At 56.6% G+C, this 23,307-nt stretch carries 22 protein-coding genes; 9 read left to right on the forward strand and 13 right to left on the reverse strand.

What is annotated here, in order from left to right; translation table 11 throughout:
• Positions 1 to 194: 194 nt before the first annotated feature.
• Together QWY27_RS07725 and QWY27_RS07730 are read left to right on the forward strand one after the other, a co-directional pair.
• Positions 195 to 2,168 carry a lytic transglycosylase domain-containing protein gene (locus QWY27_RS07725; protein WP_435433463.1) on the forward strand — a complete coding sequence of 658 codons (1,974 nt, stop codon included), beginning with the start codon at positions 195 to 197 and terminating at the stop codon, positions 2,166 to 2,168.
• Positions 2,165 to 3,316, forward strand: a complete 1,152-nt coding sequence (locus QWY27_RS07730) for a tRNA nucleotidyltransferase/poly(A) polymerase-related protein (protein WP_290196374.1) — start codon at positions 2,165 to 2,167, stop codon at positions 3,314 to 3,316. The genes QWY27_RS07725 and QWY27_RS07730 overlap by 4 nt, the downstream gene beginning before the upstream one ends.
• Here QWY27_RS07730 and QWY27_RS07735 read toward each other — a convergent pair.
• The 9 genes from QWY27_RS07735 to rpe form a co-directional block, all read right to left on the reverse strand.
• Positions 3,290 to 4,507, reverse strand: a complete 1,218-nt coding sequence (locus QWY27_RS07735; protein ID WP_435433460.1) for a class I SAM-dependent methyltransferase — start codon at positions 4,505 to 4,507, stop codon at positions 3,290 to 3,292. The two genes, QWY27_RS07730 and QWY27_RS07735, sit on opposite strands and share 27 nt — an antisense overlap.
• Before the next feature lie 34 nt (positions 4,508 to 4,541).
• Positions 4,542 to 6,311: a DEAD/DEAH box helicase gene (locus QWY27_RS07740; protein WP_290196376.1), complete on the reverse strand. Its 1,770-nt coding sequence runs from the start codon at positions 6,309 to 6,311 to the stop codon at positions 4,542 to 4,544.
• Positions 6,312 to 6,648: 337 nt separating this feature from the next.
• Positions 6,649 to 7,389 carry a uracil-DNA glycosylase gene (locus tag QWY27_RS07745; RefSeq protein ID WP_290196378.1) on the reverse strand — a complete coding sequence of 247 codons (741 nt, stop codon included), beginning with the start codon at positions 7,387 to 7,389 and terminating at the stop codon, positions 6,649 to 6,651.
• 8 nt (positions 7,390 to 7,397) lie between these two features.
• Positions 7,398 to 8,186 (reverse strand): indole-3-glycerol phosphate synthase TrpC, encoded by a 789-nt coding sequence (trpC, locus tag QWY27_RS07750; protein ID WP_290196380.1) that lies wholly within the window; start codon positions 8,184 to 8,186, stop codon positions 7,398 to 7,400.
• The gene (gene trpD / locus QWY27_RS07755; protein ID WP_290196382.1) at positions 8,183 to 9,211 is read right to left on the reverse strand and encodes an anthranilate phosphoribosyltransferase; all 1,029 of its coding nucleotides are present in this window, start codon (positions 9,209 to 9,211) and stop codon (positions 8,183 to 8,185) included. The genes trpC and trpD overlap by 4 nt, the downstream gene beginning before the upstream one ends.
• An 11-nt stretch (positions 9,212 to 9,222) precedes the next feature.
• On the reverse strand, positions 9,223 to 9,813 hold the full coding sequence (locus QWY27_RS07760; protein WP_290196384.1) for an anthranilate synthase component II: 591 nt from the start codon (positions 9,811 to 9,813) through the stop codon (positions 9,223 to 9,225).
• 36 nt (positions 9,814 to 9,849) lie between these two features.
• Positions 9,850 to 11,388, reverse strand: coding sequence for an anthranilate synthase component I family protein (locus QWY27_RS07765; protein ID WP_290196386.1), 1,539 nt, complete (start codon positions 11,386 to 11,388; stop codon positions 9,850 to 9,852).
• Positions 11,389 to 11,610: 222 nt separating this feature from the next.
• The gene (locus QWY27_RS07770; protein WP_290196388.1) at positions 11,611 to 12,294 is read right to left on the reverse strand and encodes a phosphoglycolate phosphatase; all 684 of its coding nucleotides are present in this window, start codon (positions 12,292 to 12,294) and stop codon (positions 11,611 to 11,613) included.
• Between the two features lie 11 nt (positions 12,295 to 12,305).
• A complete protein-coding gene (rpe, locus tag QWY27_RS07775) occupies positions 12,306 to 13,016 on the reverse strand; it encodes a ribulose-phosphate 3-epimerase (protein ID WP_290196390.1) in 711 nt (236 codons plus the stop codon).
• A 59-nt stretch (positions 13,017 to 13,075) separates the two neighbouring features.
• Between rpe and apaG the strand changes: the two genes are divergently transcribed.
• The 6 genes from apaG to QWY27_RS07805 are packed head-to-tail and all read left to right on the forward strand — an operon-like array spanning position 13,076 to position 18,794.
• Positions 13,076 to 13,450 (forward strand): Co2+/Mg2+ efflux facilitator ApaG/CorD, encoded by a 375-nt coding sequence (gene apaG / locus QWY27_RS07780; protein WP_290196392.1) that lies wholly within the window; start codon positions 13,076 to 13,078, stop codon positions 13,448 to 13,450.
• Between the two features lie 22 nt (positions 13,451 to 13,472).
• On the forward strand, positions 13,473 to 14,753 hold the full coding sequence (gene mltA / locus QWY27_RS07785; RefSeq protein WP_290196394.1) for a murein transglycosylase A: 1,281 nt from the start codon (positions 13,473 to 13,475) through the stop codon (positions 14,751 to 14,753).
• Between the two features lie 36 nt (positions 14,754 to 14,789).
• Positions 14,790 to 15,956: an FAD-dependent monooxygenase gene (locus QWY27_RS07790; protein ID WP_290196397.1), complete on the forward strand. Its 1,167-nt coding sequence runs from the start codon at positions 14,790 to 14,792 to the stop codon at positions 15,954 to 15,956.
• Positions 15,957 to 15,964: 8 nt separating this feature from the next.
• Positions 15,965 to 16,717, forward strand: coding sequence for a DsbC family protein (locus tag QWY27_RS07795; RefSeq protein ID WP_290196399.1), 753 nt, complete (start codon positions 15,965 to 15,967; stop codon positions 16,715 to 16,717).
• A gap of 56 nt (positions 16,718 to 16,773) precedes the next feature.
• Positions 16,774 to 17,721: a D-2-hydroxyacid dehydrogenase family protein gene (locus tag QWY27_RS07800; protein WP_290196401.1), complete on the forward strand. Its 948-nt coding sequence runs from the start codon at positions 16,774 to 16,776 to the stop codon at positions 17,719 to 17,721.
• Entirely contained in the window at positions 17,718 to 18,794 is a 1,077-nt protein-coding gene (locus tag QWY27_RS07805) for an AI-2E family transporter (protein ID WP_290196554.1), read from the forward strand. Before QWY27_RS07800 ends, QWY27_RS07805 begins: the two co-directional genes overlap by 4 nt.
• Here the strand turns inward: QWY27_RS07805 and QWY27_RS07810 are convergent.
• The 4 genes from QWY27_RS07810 to QWY27_RS07825 form a co-directional block, all read right to left on the reverse strand.
• Positions 18,787 to 19,437, reverse strand: a complete 651-nt coding sequence (locus tag QWY27_RS07810; RefSeq protein ID WP_290196403.1) for a response regulator transcription factor — start codon at positions 19,435 to 19,437, stop codon at positions 18,787 to 18,789. The two genes, QWY27_RS07805 and QWY27_RS07810, sit on opposite strands and share 8 nt — an antisense overlap.
• A 211-nt stretch (positions 19,438 to 19,648) precedes the next feature.
• On the reverse strand, positions 19,649 to 21,211 hold the full coding sequence (locus QWY27_RS07815; RefSeq protein ID WP_290196405.1) for an alkaline phosphatase D family protein: 1,563 nt from the start codon (positions 21,209 to 21,211) through the stop codon (positions 19,649 to 19,651).
• 13 nt (positions 21,212 to 21,224) lie between these two features.
• Positions 21,225 to 21,725 (reverse strand): TIGR00645 family protein, encoded by a 501-nt coding sequence (locus QWY27_RS07820; RefSeq protein ID WP_290196407.1) that lies wholly within the window; start codon positions 21,723 to 21,725, stop codon positions 21,225 to 21,227.
• A gap of 104 nt (positions 21,726 to 21,829) precedes the next feature.
• Positions 21,830 to 22,984 (reverse strand): alpha-hydroxy acid oxidase, encoded by a 1,155-nt coding sequence (locus QWY27_RS07825; RefSeq protein ID WP_290196409.1) that lies wholly within the window; start codon positions 22,982 to 22,984, stop codon positions 21,830 to 21,832.
• 122 nt (positions 22,985 to 23,106) lie between these two features.
• Here QWY27_RS07825 and QWY27_RS07830 point away from each other — a divergent pair, with 122 nt between their 5' ends.
• The gene (locus QWY27_RS07830) at positions 23,107 to 23,301 is read left to right on the forward strand and encodes a HupE/UreJ family protein (RefSeq protein ID WP_290196411.1); all 195 of its coding nucleotides are present in this window, start codon (positions 23,107 to 23,109) and stop codon (positions 23,299 to 23,301) included.
• The last annotated feature ends 6 nt before the right edge of the window (positions 23,302 to 23,307 follow it).

The following is a 23,307-nucleotide window of genomic DNA, read 5'->3' on the forward strand; positions in this document are numbered from 1 at the left end:
GTGGCGCACTCACTGTGTCGCTGCCCGCCCTCGCGCAATCTGCCAACGCCTCGACCGAGCAATTTGTGTTGAGGGCGGATGGCACCATGAGCCCCATTGGTAGCTCGGGAGGTGGCACTGGAGGTGGCACTGCACAAACCAGTCCTCAATCTACCGCGAGTCTATCATCCGGAGCGAGTGCGGCATCGAGTGGCATGCAGGGCTCAGCGCCGAGCGCTACATCGAGCAATGCATCCAGTCGTGCGCAAAGTCCAGCGCCTAGTTCTGGGTCGACGGCCGGGTCGATTGCCGCGCCGGACACCACGGCTGCGGCGCGCGCGGTGGCTGCGGCCCGTCAGGCGGTGAACAGCAAACAGTTTGGTCAGCTCGCGAGCTTTGTACCGCAGGCTCAGGGTGATGTGCTCGCGGCCTATCCCGAGTACTGGTATCTGCGCACGCAATTGGGTTTGTACCGGACCCCGAATGTCGCGCAAAGTCTCGAAAAATTCTTGGAAAAAAATAAGGGTTCCTATCTCGCGGATCGTCTGCGCGGGGAGTGGATACTGACAGCGGCACGAAGCGGCGATTTTGTCACGGTGCGTGCCTTGGAGCCGGTGCTCAATCCCACGAACCAAGTGATGTGCGCGCAGCTTGAAGCCAAGCACATGGGTGGTCAGCGCGCCACGGCGGCTGAGGCCATGAAGGTTTTTGTCCCGTTTGGCGCGTGTTGGAAACTATTCGATCAGCTGGTTGCCGATCGCGTGTTGACCAATGCGGAGCTCATACCTTATCTGCATGAAGCGATTGAAAATAATAAATTGCCGGATGCGAGACGTTTTGCCGCCTATGTTTTTGATACGAAAGAGTTGGCCGCTTACGATGCGATGATCAAGGCACCGGCCGCTTGGCTGGGGACGCAAACAGCGTTGGGCTCGGTCGAGCGCAACGAAATCATCGCGATGGGTTTGGCACGTCTGGCGCGAACGGATTTGGCCGCGGCTGACGCGTTGATGAAAAAGCAGTGGAAAAATTTATTACCCAAGAAGAATATTCAATGGGTATATGGTCAGATGGCGCTGGTGGCGAGCATGAATCTCGATCCGCGCGCGTACGCGTGGTACCGGGAATCTGGTTCAGTACGCTTGTCAGACAATAATGAAGCCTGGCGCGTACGGATGGCGTTGCGGCAACCGAAGATCGACTGGAAGTGGGTGCTGCAAAGCATCGACACGATGCGCGAGCCTCAGCGCAGTGATCCAACTTGGGTCTACTGGAAAGGGCGCGGTCTGGCGGCAACAGGTAAAAAAGCCGACGCAGAAAAAGCCTATGCATCGATCGCTTCAGATTACAGTTTTTATGGTCAGCTGGCTGCCGAAGAGCTTGGTCGCACGATCACCGCTCCCAAGCGCCCCAGTCCCGTGACGGAACAGGAGCTCGCTCAGGCGCGTGCGAATCCCGGCCTGCAAAGAGCGGTGACATTGTTCAAGAGAGGTTGGCGACCCGAGGCGGTACCTGAGTGGAACTTCGCTATACGCGGGATGAACGATCGCCAACTGCTGGCGGCCGCGGAGCTTGCGCGCCGCGAGAGTATCTATGATCGTGTGGTGGTCACCTCGGGTCGCACCAAAAACGAAGTTGATTTCACGCAGAGATTTGTCGCGCCATTCGAAGGACGTGTCAGTGCTCAGGCCCGCGAAGTCAATGTCGAGCCGGCATGGGTCTATGGTTTGATCCGACAGGAATCGCTCTTTATCATGGATGCGCGCTCCCACGTTGGCGCATCGGGTTTGATGCAATTGATGCCTGCCACGGCGAAGTGGATGGCTAAAAAAATCGGCCTGAATGATTTCACGCCATCCAGCGTCAACGATTTTGATACCAATACCAAGCTGGGTACGAGCTATCTCAGTATGGTCCAGTCCGATTTGGGTGGTTCACAAGTGCTCGCCAGTGCCGGCTACAACGCGGGCCCCGGCCGGCCAATGCTCTGGCGCTCAAAGCTGGATGCGCCAGTGGAAGGCGCGATTTTCGCGGAGACGATTCCCTTTAATGAGACGCGCGATTATGTGAAAAAGGTGATGTCGAATGCGACCTACTATGCGGCCGTCTTTACCGGTAATCCTCAGTCGCTGAAGCAGCGTTTGGGACAGATTGAGCCACGACCCTATGGTCGTTCGCCGTTGCCGTGACGCAGGTGATCGATCCTGCGTTGAGCGGTTTGCTGGTCTACATCGTGGGTGGAGCTGTGCGAGACGCCTTGCTGGGACGTCCGGCCGGGGATCGGGATTGGGTTGTTGTCGGCTCGACACCTGAGGATATGGTTGCGCGCGGGTTTATTCCCGTCGGAGGGGATTTCCCGGTTTTTTTACATCCTCAAACCAAAGAGGAATATGCGCTGGCACGCACTGAAAGAAAGTCGGGGCGTGGTTATAAAGGCTTTACGTTTTATACCGGCGCTGATGTCACGCTAGAAGAGGATTTAAAGCGTCGAGATCTGACGATTAACGCGATGGCGCAGTCAATGACTGGCGAATTGGTTGATCCGCTCAATGGCATATCGGATTTGCAGGCCCGTTTGTTCCGTCATGTGGGTCCCGCTTTCGAAGAAGATCCCGTCAGGATTTTGCGGTTGGCGCGTTTTGCTGCCCGCTTCACGGATTTTTCTGTGGCCCCTGAAACTTTGGCGCTTTGCCGACAGATGGTGGCGAGTGGCGAGGTGGATGCGCTGGTGCCTGAGCGGGTCTGGCAGGAGTTATCGCGCGGCCTGATGAGTGCACAGCCCTCTCGCATGCTGGCGGTACTGGTTGATACCGGCGCAAGTGCGCGCATCATGCCGGAGTGGCAGTACAGTGTCCGCGTGGCGCAATTGTTGGATGATGCCGTACAAGCCAAGGAGCATTTTCCCTTAAGTGCGCGTTATGCCCTTTTATGCCTGGAAACCGAGCGGCGCGCTGAGCTGGCCAAGCGTTTACGCGTACCGACCGATTGCGTTGATATGGCGCGTTTATTACCCATGGTATTGGCAGGAGCTTGTGTCACGGGTTTGACGCCGGGTCCTCAGTCGGCCGGGCATTCTGGGGGTGCAGTCTCTTTGGCCGAGCATGTGATGCGTTTATTCGAGTGTTGCGATGCCATCAGAAAGCCAGAACGCTTTGGCTGGCTGCTTGAATCGGCCAGGCTTGTGCAGCAGGATATTGACCCGCTGTGGTGGCGCGCGAGGCTTGATATCGTGTTAGCTGTGGATGCGGGCGCTGCGGCCCGCACTGCATCAGAGCCAGCTCAGATCAAGCAAGCTGTGCGTGCGGCGCGTTTAGCGGCGTTGAACCAACTGTCCTGAACGATCGCTTTGGATAAAACCGCAAAGGGGCGACTCAACGCCTCGGCCGAGTGCGATCACTTTGAACAACTCGCCCATCTCCGCCTCTGAAATCAGTTTTTGTACGGCGGCGTAGGTCTGCGCGCGGGCTTTTGGATCCGGATTGTCGAGTTGTTGCTGTGCGTAGGCCTCAAGGAGTTGAGGCAAGCCTGCGTTTAAAAGAAAGCGTGCTTGAGAGGTGTAGCCAAGCAGTGTCAAGCCGCTCTCTTGTGCGGCCTCTGCGATCGCGGTGAAATCAACGTGCGCAGTAATGTCCTGCAGACCAGGCGCTAAAAAAACATCATCATGGGTGCGATGCTGGATATGACACATCAGTGTGCCGCGTTGTCGTTGAGGGTGATAGTACTCATGACGCGGAAAACCGTAGTCAATCAATAAAGCGGCACCGCGTGTCAACCAGCGGCCGAGGTCGCGAATCCAAGCTTCGGCCTGACGGTTGAGCTCAGAGGTGTAGCCGGGCAATGCGGGCATGCGTGTCTGAACAAGTCCGGCAAGCTGTGGTGAGGCAGGCTTGTCTGCAAAAGCAAATCCAGCATCAGTACCCGCTTCAACGGTGGACACCACACCGCGCTCCAGAACCTCGCCCTGCTCAGACCAGACAAATAAATCGACGGGCATGGCATCGAGCAGCTCGTTGCCAATTACACAGCCGGCAAAGCTTTCAGGAAGCGTCTCAAGCCAGGTGACGCGATCTCCCCAGCTTGCCAAGCGTTCCTGTTGACGTTGCCTGAGGTCTGCGGAAACCTCGAGGATGTTGTAGTGCACCTGCAGGCCTTCAGCATGTAAGGCTGTCAGCAAGTCGTGCGCAAGTGCGCCACTGCCCGCGCCGAACTCCAGCACTTCCAGGGTCTGTGTCTGGCGCAACACCTCACTGACTTGTTTGGCAAGCGTGTAACCGAAGAGTGGGGTGAGCTGGGGTGCAGTCACGAAATCTCCACTCAACGCGGTGGCACTTGGACTCGTTGTCTCTGCAAGCTTGGTGTTGCCCGCAGCGTAATAACCGAGTCCGGGCGCATACAGCACATGATGCATCCACGCGCTGAAGGGCAGCCAGCCGCCTGCTTGCTGGATCTGTTGATGCAAAAAAGCGCTGACGCGCTGACTATGTGTCAGTGCTTCAGCGCTTACCGGGATAGAGGTCTCGGTGGGCACTACGCGTCTCGACTATGACGGAGGAGGCTACCGTTTAACGGCGACCACCGTCAAAGTTGAAGCCGCGACGCGCGCCTGCTGCGGCGCGTGGAGCGCCTGGGCGGGCGGCAGCGCCGGCACGTGCAGGACCGTCACCACGTGGGGCGAAAGTCTTGCCGCCGGGGGCAGCTGAACGCGGTGCGAAATCGCGACCGGGGCGCGCAGCAGGCTTGCCTGCGTAGGCTGGACGGTCCGACGGGGCACGATCGCCGCGGTGCTCGAAAGGACGACCTTCGCCGCGTGTGCTGGCAAAAGGATTGTCGCTGCGAGCGCCCTGGGGACGGTCACCGCGTGGTGCGTAACCGGGCTTGTCGCCGCGAGGTGCAAAGCTGCGTTCGCGGTCACCGAAAGGCTTGTCACCGCGTGGCGCGTATGCTGGCTTGTCGCCACGTGGAGCAAACGTTCTGTCGGCGCGTGGTGCAAAGGATTTTTCGCCACGGTCTGCATAGGGTCTGTCACCGCGAGGTGCGTCGCCGCGTGGTGCGAACGTACGCGACTCGCTGCGTCCGGCTGAGTACCTGTCGTTGCTGCTACCGAAACGGTCGCCGCTGCGGTCGTTACTCCAGCGGTTGGGCTTTTTACCGCCCGCGCCGCGGGACGCGCCTTCTGGGCGTGAACTTGGAGTGCGCTGTGGCTCGAGCCCGGCGATCACGCCAGGAGGAATGGTGTTACCGATGAAGTGTTCGATGCGGCGGACTTTATGACGCTCGCTGTGGACAGCCAGAGTAAAGGCTGCGCCATCGCGACCTGCACGACCGGTGCGGCCAATGCGGTGCACGTAGTCCTCTGGCTGCATGGGCAAGTCGTAGTTGATCGCATGGCTGATGGCCTGGACGTCAATGCCGCGCGCGGCAACGTCTGTGGCGACCAGCACGCGGACACGACCGTCCTGAACTTCGGACAAAGTGCGTGAACGCTGGCGCTGGTTCATGTCGCCATGCAGGGCCATTGCTGAAAAACCGCTGTCTGTGAGGTGTTCGGCCAGATCGTCCGCACCGCGTTTTGTCGCGGTAAAGATAATCGCCTGGTCCATTGAGACATCGCGCAACAGATGGTCGAGCAGGCGCAGCTTGTGGCCGGCGTCATCTGCGTACAGGAGTGTTTGTGTAATGTTGGCGTGACGATCTGACTGTGAGGTCATTTCGATACGCTGTGGATCGCGCATCATGCGTGCGGCGAGCTTGGCGACCGTGCCGTCCAGCGTAGCCGAGAACAAGAGTGTCTGGCGTGACTCGGGGCAGCGGTCAACGATTGTGTTGATGTCATCGATAAAGCCCATGTCAAGCATGCGATCGGCTTCGTCGAGTACCAGGGTGTGTACGGTCGACAAGTCCACGCGGCGTGCTTGCAGATGGTCGAGCAGGCGACCCGGTGTGGCAACCAGCACGTCGACGCGACGTGACAAGGCCTTGAGCTGGGCGCCGTAAGGCATGCCGCCCACGACGGTGGCGACACGTAGGTCATCCAGGTTGCTGCCGTACATTTCTGTGGCTTCGCTGACCTGCATGGCGAGTTCGCGTGTGGGTGTCAGAACCAAAACCTGCACGCCGCGGCCTTTGTTGGCGGGCTTGTGCGCGATTTTGTTGAGTGCGGGGAGCATGAAGGCCGCGGTTTTACCGCTGCCTGTCTGTGCGGACACCATCAAGTCGGCACCGGCCAAGGCTGCGGGAATGGCAGACATCTGGACGGGTGTCGGCGTGGTGAAGCCGGTACGTTCAATGGAAGATAGCAAAGCGGGGACGAGCCCCAACGAATCGAAGGACATGACTTTCCTTTTGGCCAGATAGTGGCCATGTGACGCAGCCCGGAGAATTGGTAGACCGGCGGGAGTCGGTTGAATCGAGCATCGTGCCGACCGAATCAACCGAACGTCTGGGCTATAGATCCATCTATCTGGATCACACTAGCTGCCCACGAAAGGAAAGGAGGTCAGGAATCGATGATGTGAAGCCGAAAGCTAGGTTGTTTGCCTGTTTTCGGACTTATGCACTTATGTGACTAAAACACTTGTGTGACTGATGCACTTTTATGCAAGGCACTTTTTGCGCAGAACCGAGATACTAACCTATTTTTTGATTCGGGTAAACCCTTTACGTAAAAAATTATGCTTTCCAGTCAATGATTTGGATATTTTGCTTTGCCAGCCAGTCATTGGCCAGACGGAAATGGTCGCACCCGACAAAGGGGGCGGGCGGTCTGCGGGCAGACAGCGGCGAGGGGTGATTGGCCATCAAAATCAGGTGATTGCTAGTGTCGGTGATCAGTGACTGCTTGGCTTGCGCATGCGCGCCCCACAGCATGAATACTTTGGGCGAGGGATCGTGTGCCACGCAGGCGATGAGGGCATCGGTCACGGTTTCCCAACCTGCACGTGCATGCGAAGCGGGTTGTCCATCCTCGACCGTCAGGCAAGTGTTGAGCAACAGTACGCCCTGAGTCGCCCAGCGTGACAAGTCATTTTTAAGAAGATTGGATTCTAAAACGAGTGTGCCATGATCAGTTGGAAACTCACGCTCGATTTCCTGCAAAATATTTCGCAGGCTGGGAGGACGTTTAAAGCCGTCCGGAACAGAAAACGCCAGCCCTTGTGCCTGCCCGGGACCGTGATAAGGATCTTGACCGAGAATCACCACTTTCACGGCATGGGGCTCGAGCGATTCCAGCGCCCGGAAAGGTCGAGCGGGATAGATGGTCGCACCCTGCGCGAGCCGGCTCTCAAGCATGGCCGATAGGCGCTCGAGCGCTGAGCGCACGGGCATTGCCTCGACACATTCCCGCCATGCAGGAGGCACCCGCGCGAGCTGTGCCTGTAGAGAGGCTTCCGTGAGTTGGTTGCCTTTCAACGCACCACTCAGGCAAAGAGTCGGGCGAGCTCGGCACCGGGGTTCGGTGCACGCATGAACGCTTCGCCCACCAGGAAGGCGTTGACATCATTGTCGCGCATGAGTTTGACATCGGCAGGGGTCAAAATGCCGCTTTCCGTGATGACAAGCTTGCCTATCGGAATCCGCTGCAGCAAGTCGAGAGTATTTTGGAGCGAGGTTTCAAACGTTCGCAAATTGCGGTTATTGATGCCAAGCAGAGAGGTATTCATCTCAAGCGCAATCTCAAGCTCAGCCGCATCATGGACCTCGACCAAGACGTCCATACCGAGCTCAAACGCACACTCTTCAAACTCTGCGAGTTGGGTCGGATTGAGAGCCGACACAATCAGCAGGATGCAGTCCGCACCCATGGCGCGCGCCGCGATGATCTGATAGGGGTCAACGATGAAGTCTTTACGCAGGACAGGGAGTTTGCATGCTTCGCGAGCCTGACGCAGATAGTCGTCATCGCCTAGAAAAAACTGTTTGTCAGTCAGGACGGACAGGCAGGCTGCGCCATGCTCCGCATACGACTCGGCGATTTCGGCGGGAAGAAAAATTTCACGCAGCACGCCTTTTGAAGGCGAGGCTTTTTTGATCTCCGCGATCACGCCGGGCAAACCGGCTGCGACCTTGGCTTCAAGGGCTTTGCCAAAGCCACGGACATCTTTGCGCGCTTTGGCTTCTTTGAGAAGCTCGGCTTCGCTGCGCGCCTGGCGCTCGCTAGCAACTTCCTGGACTTTGACAGCGAGAATTTTATTCAGAATGTCGCTCATGCTGCATATTTCCGTGTGTGTGCACAAAAGGTTTCGAGTTTGTCGCGCGCGGCGCCACTCGCAATGGCTTCAAAGGCCATCTTAATCCCATCCTTGATCGTTGCCGCATGATTGCCGACATAAATCGCCAGGCCTGCGTTGTAGGCCACGATGTCGCGCGCGGTACCAGGCGTGTTGTTCAAGGCTTCAAGCACATAATCGCGGGACTCTTCCTTGCTGGCGACTTTGATGCTACGGTTTGAAGCCATGGTCAGTCCGAAGTCCTCGGGGTGGATTTCGTATTCGTGGATCACGCCGTCTTTGAGTTCACCAACGAGCGTGCCAGAGCCTAATGAGGCCTCGTCCATGCCGTCCTTGCCATGCACGATCATGACGTGTCGCGAACCGAGTAATTGCAGCACGCGGACTTGTATGCCCACAAGATCAGAGTGAAAAACGCCCATCAGTTGATTGGCCGCGCCTGCGGGATTGGTCAGCGGGCCGAGGATATTGAAAATTGTGCGTACGCCAAGCTCTTTGCGCACCGGCGCGATATTTTTCATGGCGCCGTGATGTGCCGGAGCAAACATGAAGCCGATGCCGGTTTCCGCGATGCAGGCCGAGACTTGTTCCGGGGTCAGGGATAAATTGGCCCCGAGCGCTTCGAGGACATCCGCGCTGCCGGACGATGAGGAGGCGCTGCGTCCGCCATGTTTGGCAATCGGCACACCGGCAGCGGCCGCCACAAACATCGCTGTGGTGGAGATATTGAACGTGTTGCTGCCATCACCGCCCGTGCCACACATATCGACCATGTCTTGCGGATTGGCGACATGAACGGGGGTGGCGAATTCGCGCATCACTTGCGCGGCGGCAGTGATTTCGCCGACGGTTTCTTTTTTGACACGCAAGCCCATCAGCAAGGCGGCTGCGATAGTGGGCGACATGTCACCACGCATCAGCATGCGCATCAGGTGGAGCATTTCGTCATGGAAGATTTCGCGATGTTCGATGCAGCGGTGCAGTGCTTCGCTAGGAGTAATCATGTGAGGCCGTCCTATTTGGTCGAGGCGAGCGTGGCGTCAGACAGCTCGAGAAAATTACGCAGCAGCGCGTGACCGTGTTCGCTCAAAATGGATTCAGGGTGAAACTGTACGCCATAGATGGGGAGTGTTTTGTGACGAACCCCCATGATTTCGCCATCGGCTGTTTGAGCGGTGATGGCCAGGCATTCGGGAAGCGTGGCGCGCTCAATCGCGAGAGAGTGATAGCGGATGACTGTGAAGGGCGAAGGCAGTCCCTTGAACACGTCAGAGCCCGTATGGGTAATTTCTGACGTTTTGCCGTGCATGATTTGTTGCGCGCGAACGATACGGCCGCCAAAGGCCGCGCCGATGGCCTGGTGTCCCAGACACACGCCCAAAATAGGGACTTTGCCTGCGTAGCGTTTGATCACATCAATCGACACGCCTGCCTCGGCGGGCGAGCAAGGGCCGGGTGAGATGCAGATGTGGTCGGGTTGGAGCGTATCGATTTGCTCGAGTGAAATCTGGTCGTTGCGGTAGACGCGCACGTCTTCGCCAAGCTCGCCAAAATATTGGACCAGGTTGTACGTGAACGAGTCGTAGTTATCTATCATCAGCAGCATGTTTATCAGTCCTGTGTAGGCGTCTGTATGGGTGTGTTAGAACGGATCATCCAGACCGTTTTGCACTTGTTCGGCGGCACGCAACACCGCGCGTGCTTTGGCTTCGGTTTCGAGCCATTCCAATTCGGGATCTGAGTCTGCAACGATGCCGGCGGCGGCTTGTACATACAGCATGCCATCCTTGATGATGCCAGTGCGAATGGCGATCGCAACATCCATTTCACCGCCATAGCTTAAATAGCCGGCGGCACCGCCGTATATCCCACGTCGAACGGGTTCAAGCTCGTCGATCATTTCCATGGCGCGCACTTTCGGGGCACCGGTGAGCGTGCCAGCTGGAAACGAGGCGCGCAGCACATCCATGTTGCTCATGCCCGCCTCCAGTGTGCCGGTCACGTTTGAAACCAGATGCATGACATGCGAGTAGCGTTCGATCACCATGGTGTCGGTGACTTTGACTGAACCGATTTTGGCGACGCGTCCGACATCATTGCGTGCCAAGTCGATCAGCATGACGTGCTCGGCCCGCTCCTTGGGGTCGGCGAGCAGTTCTTCAGCGAGTGCGGCGTCTTCTTCGGGCGTTGCGCCACGCTTGCGTGTGCCGGCGAGTGGTCGAATCGTGATTTCCGTCTCAGCCATTGTGCCCGCGGGGGCGTTCTCGGGAAGTGGCAACGCCTCCTGGCGCACCAGAATTTCTGGCGAAGCACCAACGACTTGGAAGTCACCAAAATTCCAGAAGTACATATACGGTGATGGATTGAGTGAGCGTAGCGCGCGATAGAGTGAAAGTGGCGAGTCGCTAAACGGCTTGGTGATCACTTGCCCGACTTGAACTTGCATCAGGTCGCCGGCGGCGATGTATTCCTTGGCGCGACGAACAGCTGCCAGATAGTCCGCCTTGGCAAAGCTTCGCTCTTCTTTGGTGACGACGCTCGAGTGACTGTAGGGGATCTCAACGGGCTTGCGCAGTTTGATCCGTAGTTCTTTGAGACGTTGTTGCGCGCGGTTGAAGGCTTCTGGCTCGGCGGGATCTGCGTACACCATCAAATAAATGCGACCGGCCAGATTGTCGACGATCACAAGCTCGTCGGTTTGCAACAGCAGAATATCCGGAGGGCCTTCGCCCATACCGGCGGGATAGGGCTTGCGCGCGGGTCCGAGCTTGGGCTCGATATTGCGCACGGTGTCATAACCGAAGTAACCCGCTAGACCGCCTGCAAAACGCGGCATTCCGGGGCGCAAGGCGACTTTGAAGCGGCTTTGATACTCGGAGATGAAGCTTAACGGGTCGCCATCATGTGTTTCGATGATTTTGTCATCGCGCAACAAGACTGTGTGGGTGCCGCGCGCTTGAATGACATTGCGCGCGGGCAGGCCGATAAAGGAATAGCGACCAAAGCGCTCGCCGCCCACGACGGACTCGAGCAGGCAGGAGTTTTTGCCGCCGTATGGTCCGCTGTGGGCAAGTTTTAAATAAATGCCCAAAGGGGTGTCCAGATCGGCGTAGGTTTCGGCGATCAGGGGAATACGGTTGTAGCCTTGTGCCGCAAGGGCTTTGAATTCGATTTCAGTCATCTGTTCGGGCGGTTCTCGCAGTTTGCAGACCGGGTTTAGCAAAAAAAAAGCCCGGCCATGGTTGGTCGGGCTTGGTTGTTTCGTTGGCTTTGAGGTTACAGCCTCGCGGCCGGAGTCAGACGAACCGTCACCCGGAACACAAACGCCACCAGCGCCACGAGGCGCGGGGGATGGCTGGAATGTGAGCGGGTGTATTCATCAGTCAATCAGAAATTTTTAAATTCAACGTGCGGCGACCCAAAGGGCTGCTGCATCAATGGAGTCTACTATAGCATCGACATCCAGAGTCTGCACGCTTTGGCCTTCGTTGTAGCCGTAGGGAACGGCAAGGACCGAGCAACCTGCCGCACGGGCCGATAGGGCGTCATTGATCGAGTCCCCGACTGCGCAGGTGCGGGCGGGCTGGCTTCCAAGTAGCGAGCAGGCATGCAGCATCGGGGCAGGGTGGGGCTTGCGCTCGGGGAGGGTATCACCACACACAACGCCTTGCATAAAGCGCAATAGGCCCGTGCGCTCGAGCAGCGGCATGGTGAATTCAGTGTTTTTATTGGTCACAACCGCCATTTTCAGCCCCATGCTCTGGATGCGTTCGAGGCCGGGAATCACACCGTCGAAAATGATGGCGTTATCGCCGTTGATCTTGTGGTATTCGGCGTAGTAGATGTCGCGGCCGCGCACAAACAGCTCTTCTGAGGCTGGCTGGCCGCCCTGGGCCTTCGCCAGGATGCGACGCATGAGGTTATCTGAGCCTTTGCCGATATAGGTCGAAATCTCTGCCTGCGGCATGGTCGGGAAGTCAAGTTCGGTCAGCATCGCGTTGACGGCGATCGCTAGGTCGGGAATGGTGTCCATGAGCGTACCGTCGAGATCCAGCAAAACGGCATCGTAGGATTTGGAAGAAGGCATGTTGATCTTTACTACCTTGGTTGTTGATCGGCGAGGGCGATTTGTTTGCGCATTTCCCGGATAACGTGGGCGTAGTCCGGCTGGCCAAAAATGGCCGATCCTGCGACAAAGGTATCCGCACCTGCCGCCCGGATGGCGCCAATATTATCCGCTTTGACACCGCCATCCACCTCGAGGGCAATGGGTTGGCCACCGGCGCGCAGATGCGCGTCGATCAGGGCGCGCGCCTGGCGCAGCTTGGAGAGTGTGCCTGGAATGAAGCTTTGACCACCAAAACCGGGGTTGACCGACATGAGCAGAATAATGTCGACCTTGTGCATCACGTGGGTCAGCCAGTCCAGCGGTGTGGCAGGGTTGAAAACCAGACCGGCCTGGCAGCCATGGTCGCGGATCAGCGAGAGGCTGCGATCGACGTGACGGGAGGCTTCAGGGTGAAACGTGATGACGTTGGCACCGGCCTTGGCAAACATCGGGATGAGGCTGTCGACGGGCTCGACCATCAGATGGACATCGATCGGCACCTGGACGTGGGGGCGAATAGCCTCACAAACCATCGGGCCAATCGTCAGATTGGGAACGTAATGGTTGTCCATGACGTCAAAATGAATCCAATCCGCTCCTGCCGCCACAACATTTCTAACTTCTTCACCCAGTCGGGCGAAGTCCGCAGATAAAATACTGGGAGCAAGGCGGGCGTTCGGTAAAGTGTGAGTTTCTGGCATGATTTGCGAGCACCGATTCTGGGTAACCTTCATTATTACAGTTTTCTTTGGATGTGCTTGTGAAACCTTTTGAGCTCTCAGTGGTGGTCGAGCCGCATTTTGTGCCGGAACAGTCCGACCCGGGTAAACAGCAGTTTGTTTTTGCCTACAAAGTGCGCATCACCAATATCGGTGAACGTCCCGCACAGGTCATCAGTCGTCACTGGATCATCACGGATGGCGAGCGCGGCGAGCATGAGGTGCGCGGCCTCGGTGTGGTGGGACAGCAGCCCTTGCTCGGGCCGGGTGAGACGTTCGAGTACACAAGCGGCTGTCCGCTCAAGACGCCGGTCGGCACGATGCGCGGCAGTTACCATTGCGTCGGTGAAAACGGGGTGCCATTTGAAGTGGAAATTCCGGAGTTCGTCTTGGCGATGCCCCGGACCCTACACTGATTCACCCAATTGAGATAAAACGATGCAAAAAAGTGTATTTCGCCTTGCTTTAGCCACGATCGTGGTGCTGATCGCAGGCTGTTCGACCGTGTCGACTCCACCCGAGTCGACAGCCCCCGGTGTTGCAGCGCCTGATGCGCCTTTCACCGTACCCGCCATCGGTGCGTTGCCCGACAGTGCGCCGCGCAATCTGCAAGGAAAATTCGTCGCGGCGACCTGGTCCGATTTGCCGGGCTGGAACAACGATGATTTGCGTAATGTCTGGACAACGTTTGTTCGTAACTGCCGGGGTCTGATGCGTCCGACCTCGACCAATCTGGCCGGTCCCACCCGTGCGACACCCAAGGCGTGGCAGCCTGTGTGTGCCGCCGCGCTCGATCCCAAGCGCGCGCCGGCCGCCAACGATCCGCAGGCTGTGCGTCGTTTCATTCAGACCTGGTTGTCACCTTGGCGACTCCAGGCGCCCGATGGCAAACCGGCCACCAATATTGTGACCGGCTATTACGAACCCTTGGTCAAGGGGTCGCGCACCAAGGGTGGCGCGAATCAGTGGCCGCTTTATACCGTGCCAGCGGATTTGCTGACGATCGATCTGGGACGCTTGTATCCCGAGTTGGCGGGTAAGCGTGTACGAGGCAAGCTCGAAGGCAAGCGGGTGGTGCCATACGATAGCCGCGCCGCGATCGAGTCCTCCGGCCGTCGTCCGCCTGCGATCGTTTACGTGGATGATCCTGTTGATAATTTCTTTCTTCAGGTGCAGGGCTCGGGCCGTGTCCAGTTGCCTGATGGTAAAACTATCCGTGTAGCGTATGCCGATCACAACGGCCACCCCTATGTGTCCATTGGAAAGTGGTTGGCGGATAAAGGCGAAATCCCGCTCGCGCAAACGTCCATGCAAAATATCCGAGCCTGGGCCAAACGCAATCCCAACCGTGTCCAGGAAATGCTCAATGCCAATCCTGCGCTGGTGTTTTTCCAGGAAGAGCCCGTGACGGATCCAGAGATCGGTCCCAAGGGTGCTTATGGTATTCCTTTGATGGCGCAGCGCTCGATCGCGATCGACACCAATTTTGTGCCGCTTGGCACCCCTGTCTTTCTGGCAACGACTATGCCGTCGTCTAAAGATCCCCTCAATCGACTCGTATTTGCACAGGACACGGGCACCGCCATTCGTGGCCCCGCGCGTGCGGATTTTTATTGGGGATTCGGGGAGGCGGCAGGTAATATGGCCGGTCGTATGAAGCAGCAGGGCCAGATGTGGGTGTTGTGGCCTAAACAAGCTGGCCAGCCCTCGGCGCGCTAAACGCGTCACATGACTCACCAAGATGAACACGCGTCCATGAGCACACCAATTGTTGTCTGCGGCACGGGTATTGTCGGTCTGGCGACCGCCTTGGCTTTTGCTCGTCGCGCGGAGCGGGTGACTTTGCTCGGTCCGAAGCGCAGTTTCGCGCCTGCGCTTGCTGAGGTGTTTCATGCGCGGGTCTATGCAATTTCACCCTCCAGTCAACGTTTTCTCGCGATGCTGGGCGTTTGGGACTTGCTGGACGCTAGGCGTGTGACGGCTGTCGAAGCCATGGAAATCCATGGTGATGCGGATGGTTTGTTGAATTTAAATGCCTGGCAGACTGCTCAAACAGAGCTTGCCTGGATTGTCGAGTCGCTTGAGCTCGAGCGCGTGCTGACGCAGGCGGTACAAATGTTCGGGATCCCTTGGGTGCCTGAAAAATTTGCCTCCTACACCCCTGGATGCATCACGACAGAGTCGGGGACTTCGCTCCATGCAGAATTGTTTGTCGCAGCCGATGGCGCGCAGTCTGCGCTGCGTGCAGCTGCGGGTGTCCCTGTGACGGTCCGTCCCTATGGTGCGACGGGTCTGGTTGCGCATTTCAATACGCAGCTTCCTCATCAGGGGACGGCGTTGCAGTGGTTTACGCCGGAGGGTGTCTTGGCGTTATTGCCAATGCCAACAACTTCAGAGGGGCCGCAGGTCTCGATGGTGTGGTCAGCAAAGGAAACGCTGGCCAACGAAATACTGGCGATGCCGGCTCAGGATCAGGCTCAATACTTGAGCACGAGGCTCAACGAAATGACGGCCTCCCGGTTGGGTACGTTAAAGATGCGAAGCGCGTTACATGGTTTTCCACTGAGTTTGAATGAGTCGCCGCTGGTGTCTGAGGGCTTGGTGTTGGTGGGTGATGCTGCGCATCGTCTGCATCCGCTGGCTGGTCAGGGATTGAATCTCGGTTTGGGGGATGTCGAGGCGCTCGTTGATTCCATCGCCAGTCGCGAAAAGTTTCGAAGCCCAGGTGATCCCATGTTACTCAGGCGTTATCGCCGCGCGCGTGCGGAGCCTGTGTTGGCCATGCGGCTTGTGACGGATGGGTTGTTTAGATTGTTTGATGCGCAGCAAGCGCCCGTGGCGTGGTTGCGTAATGTCGGGATGAATGTGGTTGAAAAACTCCCGTTTATCAAGCGCCAGTTAATTGAAGGTGCCTCTCGTTAGGAGTTGTGATGTTTCAACGTGTGTGTGTAGGTTTGTCTATTTGGTGTGCGGCGATGTTGAGTGCGCCAGTCTTTGCGCAAGGACAGGGGACACCAACCGCTGGTGCGAAAGCTGCATCGGCGACCACGGATGCCAAGTCGCAGGCAGTACAAAAGTTGTTCTCGCAACGCTTTGATAATCCGGCGATCACGGCGGTGCGCCCGACGCCCTATGGCTTGTACGAGGTGCAGCTGGGCCCCGATCTGGTGTACACCGATGAAAACGTCACCTTCGTATTTGATGGCACGTTGATCGATGCTAAAACACGTCAAGACTTTACGCGCGAGCGCTTGGATGCGATTTCGCGTGTGCCGTTCGATGAGCTGCCGCTGGAGCTGGCCATGAAACAGGTCAAGGGCGATGGTTCACGCAAGCTGGCCATTTTCGAAGATCCCAATTGTGGCTATTGCAAGATATTGCGCAAAGCACTGGGCGATATCGACAACCTGACGGTTTACACCTTTCCTTATCCTATCCTCTCTCCCGATTCGACTCAAAAGGTGCGTAACACCTGGTGCGCGAAGGATCGTGCCGCGACTTGGGATGCCTGGATGCTCAAGGGTGTCGTGCCACCCAAAGCTGATTGTGATGTGCCGATTGACCAAATGCTTGCCCTGGGTAAAAAGCTGATGGTACGCGGGACGCCCGCTTTGTTTTTTGCCGATGGCAGCCGTGTGGGTGGCGCGATTCCCAAAGACGAACTTGAAAAGCGTTTGAAGTAATTAATACCATTTAATTTAAATAAGCAATTAAAGTAAAAAATCAAAAGGAGATTTTCATGCGTATTGCCGTTCTCGATGATTATTTAAAAGTGGCGAAGGGTATGGCCAATTGGGATTCACTTAAGGCCGAGATCACTTTTTTCAATGAATTTATCCAGCCCGACAAGCTGGCCGCAACCCTTGCGCCTTTTGATGTCGTGGTCGCCATGCGTGAACGTTCGGCATTCCCCGCGTCTGTCATCGAAGCTATGCCCAATCTCAAGCTCCTGGTGACAACGGGTTTACGTAACAACTCGATTGATCTCGACGCCTGTCGCAAACGCGGTGTGGTTGTGTCGGGCTCGCCTGGCGATCCAGTGAGTACCGGCGCAACGGCTGAACTCTCCTGGGCATTGTTGTTGGCGTTATTTAAAAAGATCCCCCAAGAAGACGCGAACATGAGAAAAGGCCTTTGGCAGACTTCAATGCCACCTACGATCAGGGGCAAGCGACTTGGGTTGTTGGGTGTCGGCAATCTTGGCAAGCAAGTCGCGCGCGTGGGTACCGCTTTTGGTATGGATGTCGTGGCCTGGAGTCCGAATCTGACTGCTGAACGCGCCGAGGAGGCGGGCGTCAAACTCGTCAGTAAAGAGGAGTTGTTCAAGACTTCCGATGCGATCAGCATTCACATTGTCCTGAGCGATCGTACGCGTGGCATTGTCGATGCGGCATGCATTCAGTCGATGAAGCCCACCGCCTATCTGGTCAACACATCGCGTGCGGGTCTTGTTGATTTGGATGCGCTTAAAAAAGCGCTTGAGCAAGGCAAGATTGGCGGTGCGGGATTGGACGTGTATGAGTCCGAGCCAGTGTTGGCCAATGACCCCTGGCGTCAAGTGCCGCGCACGGTCTTGACACCCCATCTTGGTTACGCAACGCCTGAAAACTTTGGCGTGTTCTACAAAAATGTCGTGGCCAACATTGAAGCGTTTGCCGCAGGCACACCGACAAGAGTACTGACCTGATGCAGCCCGTATTGCCGGTCCATATTGTTGCGCGCATTCTGCTGGTTTTATTACTGGCAGCGGGCGTTTATTTTTTCAGTGGCTTTGTGGTGCCGGTGCTGGCAGCCCTCATTGTGGGGTTTGCCAGTTGGCCAATTTATTCTCGATGGGTCAGTGTCTGTGGAGGTCGCACTACGCTGGCCGCGAGCGGTGCGCTGATTTTTATCACGCTGGTATTGATTATTCCGCTGTCCGCCGCACTCTACTACGCCTTCACCGAAGTGAGCCATTTGCTCGCCTGGTTGATTCATGCCAACAAAGAAGGTGTCAGTGCCCCCGCTTGGATTACTGCGCTGCCTCTGGTGGGCGAACGACTGGGCGGCTACTGGGACGAATATCTCGGACAACCCCATGCCATGGGCAGCATGATCGAAATGGTTAGCGGGCAGCACATTGGCAATATTTATCGCCTGATTTTGTCGACCACAGGCGATGTGTTTCACATTTTGTTGACGTTGCTATTCATGCTGATCACCTTGCTGTTTGTCTACAAAGACGGGCACCGCATGGTGGCGCAGTTGGATGTGCTCGGTGAGCGCATATTGCCGCTGCGGTGGCACCGTCTGTCGCGTGTGATTCCCGCCACAACCAGCGCCACGGTCACGGGCATGGGTTTGATTGCAATCGGCGAGGGTGTAGTCCTTGGCGTCGCGTATTGGGTTGCGGGTGTGCCTTCGCCCGTATTGCTTGGGGTCATCACGGCTGTCATGGCGATGATTCCGGGTGGCGCCCCGCTTTCCTTTACGCTTGTCTCGCTCTACCTGGTTGGTTCTGGCGAGCCTTTGACGGGCGCTGCGTTGTTCGCCTGGGGATCGATTGAATTATTTATCGTGGACAAGACCCTAAGGCCTCGACTGGTTGGCGGACCTGTCAAACTTCCCTTTTTACCGACTTTTTTCGGATTGGTCGGGGGCGTGACGACGATGGGTTTTGTCGGTCTTTTTATCGGACCCGTGCTGATGGCACTGATCGTCGCCCTGTGGCGGGAGTGGGTGCTTGAAGTACAGACAAGTGCCGAACAACCGCCTAGCTGACAGCCTTGTTTGTCGACAACAGGTCGGTGCCCTCGAACATGGCGATCAAGTCACTCAAAGATTTAGCCTGCATCTTGCCGAGCACGCGCGCGCGGTGAAGTTTGATGGTGGCGGCTGCAGAGCCGCTGCTTTCGGCGATTTCCTTGTTGGAGCGGCCTGAAATGATATCGCGGCAGACTTCTTTTTCGCGAGGCGTCAACAGCGCGTAGCGTTGCTGGATATTCAAGGAGCGCAGCAGCAAGGCGTGCTGCTCGGCGTCTTTGGCCAGTCCGCTATTGACTGCGCGCAGCAGAGATTCCATCGAAAATGGTTTGAGCAGAAAATCTGCCGCACCCTGTTTCATCGCCCGGACGATTTGGGCTGGCAGGCTTTCACCGCTGATAAAAATGATGGGCGTACGCCATTTGTTAGCCAGCAACTCGGCCTGGACTTCGACGCCAGATTTTCCGGGCATACGCATGTCGAGCAGGACAACCGCCGGGGAGACCGGCATAGCGCTTCTGAGAAAATCATCCGGAGCCTCGTAGACGCTGACTGAATATCCCAGGCGTTCAAGTGTGCCTGTCAGGGCACGTCGGATGGACGCGTCATCATCAATTAAGTAGATGTGACCTAAGCTTGCCTGATCGCTGGAAGTATCCACGCTGCACCGAATAATTATTGTGATGACTCTAAGGGGAACGTGAGGCGATTATTTTTGAATGATTCGCCGACGAATCCGTTTGCTTACATATTGCTGCTGAACATTACAAAACTTTTCAAGTCGTGCATATACGCTAATCGGAGTAAGCAATATCTTTTTGCTCAAAAAGTAAGTCTTAGGATGTCGTGTGAGGTATTCCGTACGACATCTTTTAAAGAGTCTGGACCATTGAGCGTCCAGCGTTTACGCCAAAGCGGGCGAGTGTCATCACCTCCGAGTCAGGGTCTCGGATATTTTTGACCGCGCGCAGCGTGGTGGTGAGTGTGTGTTGCGTAACATCCACAACGCCATAGCCCCGATACTGGGCATTGGCAAAAATAAAATAAGGGCTGTTAGTCAGGATTTTTGCCACTTCGGCTTCTGTGGCGCGGTTGCGTGAGCTGATGCTGGTGCCACAAAACTCTACTGCGACAGCCGGGCTCTCGTGCCGAGCATAGTCAGACAAGATATGTCCCACCCAGTTTTGATGGACATCCCCGCCCAAAACAACCGGGTTTTTCAAACGGGTGACGCGGATGGAGTCAATGAGTCGCTGTCGGGCAGCTGGATAACCATCCCAGCCGTCATTCCAGATATTGGGCATTGAGCTTCCCATGCTGCGCGGCCCAATCAGGCTTTGCTGACCGATGAGGTTCCACTGGGTTTCGCTACGTTCGAATTGGCGCTTGAGCCATCCCTCTTGTTGTTCACCCAACAGCGTCCGGTATTCCTGGCCGATTAGTTCGCAACGCTCGGGGTTGATACGTCCACCGCCGGGACGATCGCCGGGAGTGCATGCTTGCCTGTGGCGGTACTGACGGTTGTCCAGGTTGTAAAGGGTCGCGAGTTGACCAAACTTGACGCTACCAAAGACCTGCACCTGATCGCTCTCTCGCTTCAGCAGTCGGGCGAAATCGGCATAGCGGACAGGCATATTTTCATAAAAAGCCTGATAGGCGGATCTCCTGCGTGCAGCGAAGTCAGGAATCGGTGCGCCTGAGAATCCGGCGTGCAATTCCGCGTAGTCGTTCTGGACCTCGTGGTCATCCCAGGTCACAATCCAGGGGCATGCGGCATGCATGGCTTGTAGATGGGGGTCGGATTTATGCAGCGCATAGCGTGCGCGGTAATCATCCAGAGTGAGGACCCAGCCGCCGGTGGTCTGTCTGACGTCGCGCGACGCGGACGCGGGATACTCGTAAATGTAGTCACCCAGAAACATCACGACATCGAGATTTTGTTCTCTCATGTCCCGATAAGCAGAGTAGAAGCCATCTCCCCAACGCTGGCAAGAAGCATAGGCTACGCGCAGGCGCGAAGCGGCTTGTCCGGGGGCAGGAAAGGTGCGTGTCTGTCCGACAGGACTCGTGGCATCGCCCGCGATGAAACGATAAAAGTATGAACGGGCGGGTAACAGTCCGGTGACCTCGGCGTGCAGGGAATGACCGAGTGCGGGTAAGGCTGTCAGTTCACCTTGCTGAACGATTTGCGTGAATCGCGCGTCATGCGCAAGCTGCCAAGTGACAGGCACCTGTGCATGTGTTCTGCCAGTTTGAGCCAGCGCTTCGGGCCCAAGCCGCGTCCACAACACCATTGAGTTGCTGGTGGGCGAGCCGCTCGCTACACCCAGACTAAAGGGATCGCTCGACCAGTTGAAGCGACCCCAGCCAGTTTTGGGCAGGCCGATTAAGGCCGCCGAAGCGACGGTGATGCCGAGTAGTTGGCGACGTCGCATGTGTGAGAGGGCGTTAGTGATCCGAGCGCAGGAGTTTTTCGGTATAGGCGATTGCGAGCGCCGACAAGACAAACGCGAGATGGATGATTGTCTGCCACATCATCGTTGAATCTTCCATGCTTGGGGCATTGATGAAAGTCTTCAACAAATGAATCGATGAGATGCCGATGATGGCTGTCGCAAGCTTGACCTTCAGTACACCCGCGTTGACATGGGATAGCCATTCGGGTTGATCCGGATGATCTTTGAGGTCGAGCCTGGAGACAAAGGTTTCCCAGCCGCCCACAATCACCATGACTAACAGGTTGGAAATCATGACCACATCGATCAGGCCCAGCACGATGAGCATGAGTTCGGTCTCAGTCACCGTTTTTTCAACGGCCATCATGCCGATGAGATGAATCAACTCTTTCCAGAACTGCCAGACATAGATGCCTTGCGCAACAATCAGACCGAGATAGAGGGGGGCTTGGAGCCAGCGGCTCATGAAAATCCAGCGTGGCAGGGTACGCATTGTGCTTGATTTCGAGGTCATTTTTTTATTGGGTGAACGGAGGATGAACGGCGTGAATTAAAGCACATTTATGTGACGAAGTAGACTGATTTGCAGTGTCAAACTCAGGTTGGAAATGTCCCTGGAAGCAGGATACTTTTATCAACAGTTTCGATGTCGGTTCGTCCACAAAAGGCCATCGTCAAGTCGAGCTCTTTATGGATCATTTCCAGCACTTTTGTGACGCCGGGGCCGCCCATCGCGCCCAGGCCATATAAGAAGGCACGGCCGATGTAGCAACCTTGCGCACCCAGTGCGCGAGCTTTCAGGACATCCTGACCGCTGCGAATCCCTCCATCCATGTGCACCTCGATTTGTTTGCCGACCGCATCGACAATCGCGGGCAAACATTGAATGCTGGACTCGGCGCCATCCAGCTGACGACCACCATGATTACTGACGATGAGCGCATCGGCTCCGCTGTTCAGTGCCAGACGCGCGTCCTCGGGATCCTGGATGCCTTTCAGGATGAGTTTGCCGCCCCAGAGTTTTTTGATCCACTCGACATCGTTCCAGTTCAGCGCGGGATCGAACTGAGAAGCGGTCCACTCGCTGAGTTTGCTCATGTCGGATACGCCTTTGACGTGACCAACAATATTGCCAAACTGGCGCCGCGGCGTGCCGAGCATGCCCAGCGCCCAGCGGGGCTTGGTGGCAATGTCGATCATGTTGGCAAGCGTCATTTTGGGTGGGGCGCTCAGACCGTTTTTCAAGTCTTTGTGACGCTGACCCAGAATCTGCAGATCAAGAGTGAGCACGAGTGCCGAGCAGTTGGCACGCTTGGCACGTTCGATCAGGCGCTCGATAAAGTCGCGATCTTTCATGACGTACAGTTGAAACCAGAACGGGTGGTGATTGGTGCCTTCGGCGACATCTTCGATCGAGCAGATGCTCATGGTCGACAGTGTGAACGGAACACCGAAATTTTTGGCGGCCCGTGCTGCCAAGATCTCGCCGTCAGCGTGCTGCATGCCAGTCAAGCCGGTTGGCGCGATCGCGACCGGCATGGCAACTTTTTGCCCGATCATGTGCGTGACCGTCGAGCGATTCTCCATATTGACTAGAATGCGCTGGCGCAATTTGATTTTTTGAAAATCGCTTTCGTTGGCACGATATGTGCTCTCAGTCCATGAGCCCGAGTCGGCGTAGTCGTAAAACATGCGCGGAACGCGTTTTTTAGCGAGAATGCGGAGGTCTTCAACGTTTGTAATCACAGCCATGGTGCATGGTCTCCGGGCATGAGTGCATGAATGAAACAAAATGGTGCATGGGCAGGCAGCGTGCGCAGTGGTAAGTTTAACGGGCGCAGGTTGATTGTGTCGCGAATTTTTAGGAGTGTTTGATGGAAATGAAAAAAACGGTTGTTTTAGGCCTCTTGAGTGCTCTGAGTGTCAAGGCCTTTGCGCACCCTGGACATGGCGATAGTTTGCTGGAAGAGGTGTTTCATACCCTCACGGCTGCCGATCATTTGCCGCTCATCATTGCGGCAGGCATGGTTATTGTGACCGGGTTGCTGGTCTGGCGCAGCCGGCGTTAAGGGCTG

The organism is Zwartia vadi, assembly GCF_030410375.1.
In the GTDB taxonomy this organism is placed as follows: domain Bacteria; phylum Pseudomonadota; class Gammaproteobacteria; order Burkholderiales; family Burkholderiaceae_B; genus Zwartia; species Zwartia vadi.

Coding starts and splice junctions, on each gene's coding strand:
- QWY27_RS07815 (WP_290196405.1), bottom strand. CDS start 21,211: ATGCGACGTCGCCAACTACTCGGCATCACCGTCGCTTCGGCGGCCTTA.
- QWY27_RS07800 (WP_290196401.1), top strand. CDS start 16,774: ATGCGTATTGCCGTTCTCGATGATTATTTAAAAGTGGCGAAGGGTATG.
- QWY27_RS07770 (WP_290196388.1), bottom strand. CDS start 12,294: ATGCCTTCTTCCAAATCCTACGATGCCGTTTTGCTGGATCTCGACGGT.
- trpD (WP_290196382.1), bottom strand. CDS start 9,211: ATGATTACTCCTAGCGAAGCACTGCACCGCTGCATCGAACATCGCGAA.
- QWY27_RS07725 (WP_435433463.1), top strand. CDS start 195: ATGCAGGGCTCAGCGCCGAGCGCTACATCGAGCAATGCATCCAGTCGT.
- mltA (WP_290196394.1), top strand. CDS start 13,473: ATGCAAAAAAGTGTATTTCGCCTTGCTTTAGCCACGATCGTGGTGCTG.
- QWY27_RS07795 (WP_290196399.1), top strand. CDS start 15,965: ATGTTTCAACGTGTGTGTGTAGGTTTGTCTATTTGGTGTGCGGCGATG.
- rpe (WP_290196390.1), bottom strand. CDS start 13,016: ATGCCAGAAACTCACACTTTACCGAACGCCCGCCTTGCTCCCAGTATT.
- QWY27_RS07760 (WP_290196384.1), bottom strand. CDS start 9,813: ATGCTGCTGATGATAGATAACTACGACTCGTTCACGTACAACCTGGTC.
- trpC (WP_290196380.1), bottom strand. CDS start 8,186: ATGAGCGACATTCTGAATAAAATTCTCGCTGTCAAAGTCCAGGAAGTT.
- QWY27_RS07830 (WP_290196411.1), top strand. CDS start 23,107: ATGGAAATGAAAAAAACGGTTGTTTTAGGCCTCTTGAGTGCTCTGAGT.
- QWY27_RS07820 (WP_290196407.1), bottom strand. CDS start 21,725: ATGCGTACCCTGCCACGCTGGATTTTCATGAGCCGCTGGCTCCAAGCC.
- QWY27_RS07765 (WP_290196386.1), bottom strand. CDS start 11,388: ATGACTGAAATCGAATTCAAAGCCCTTGCGGCACAAGGCTACAACCGT.
- QWY27_RS07825 (WP_290196409.1), bottom strand. CDS start 22,984: ATGGCTGTGATTACAAACGTTGAAGACCTCCGCATTCTCGCTAAAAAA.
- QWY27_RS07790 (WP_290196397.1), top strand. CDS start 14,790: ATGAGCACACCAATTGTTGTCTGCGGCACGGGTATTGTCGGTCTGGCG.
- QWY27_RS07740 (WP_290196376.1), bottom strand. CDS start 6,311: ATGTCCTTCGATTCGTTGGGGCTCGTCCCCGCTTTGCTATCTTCCATT.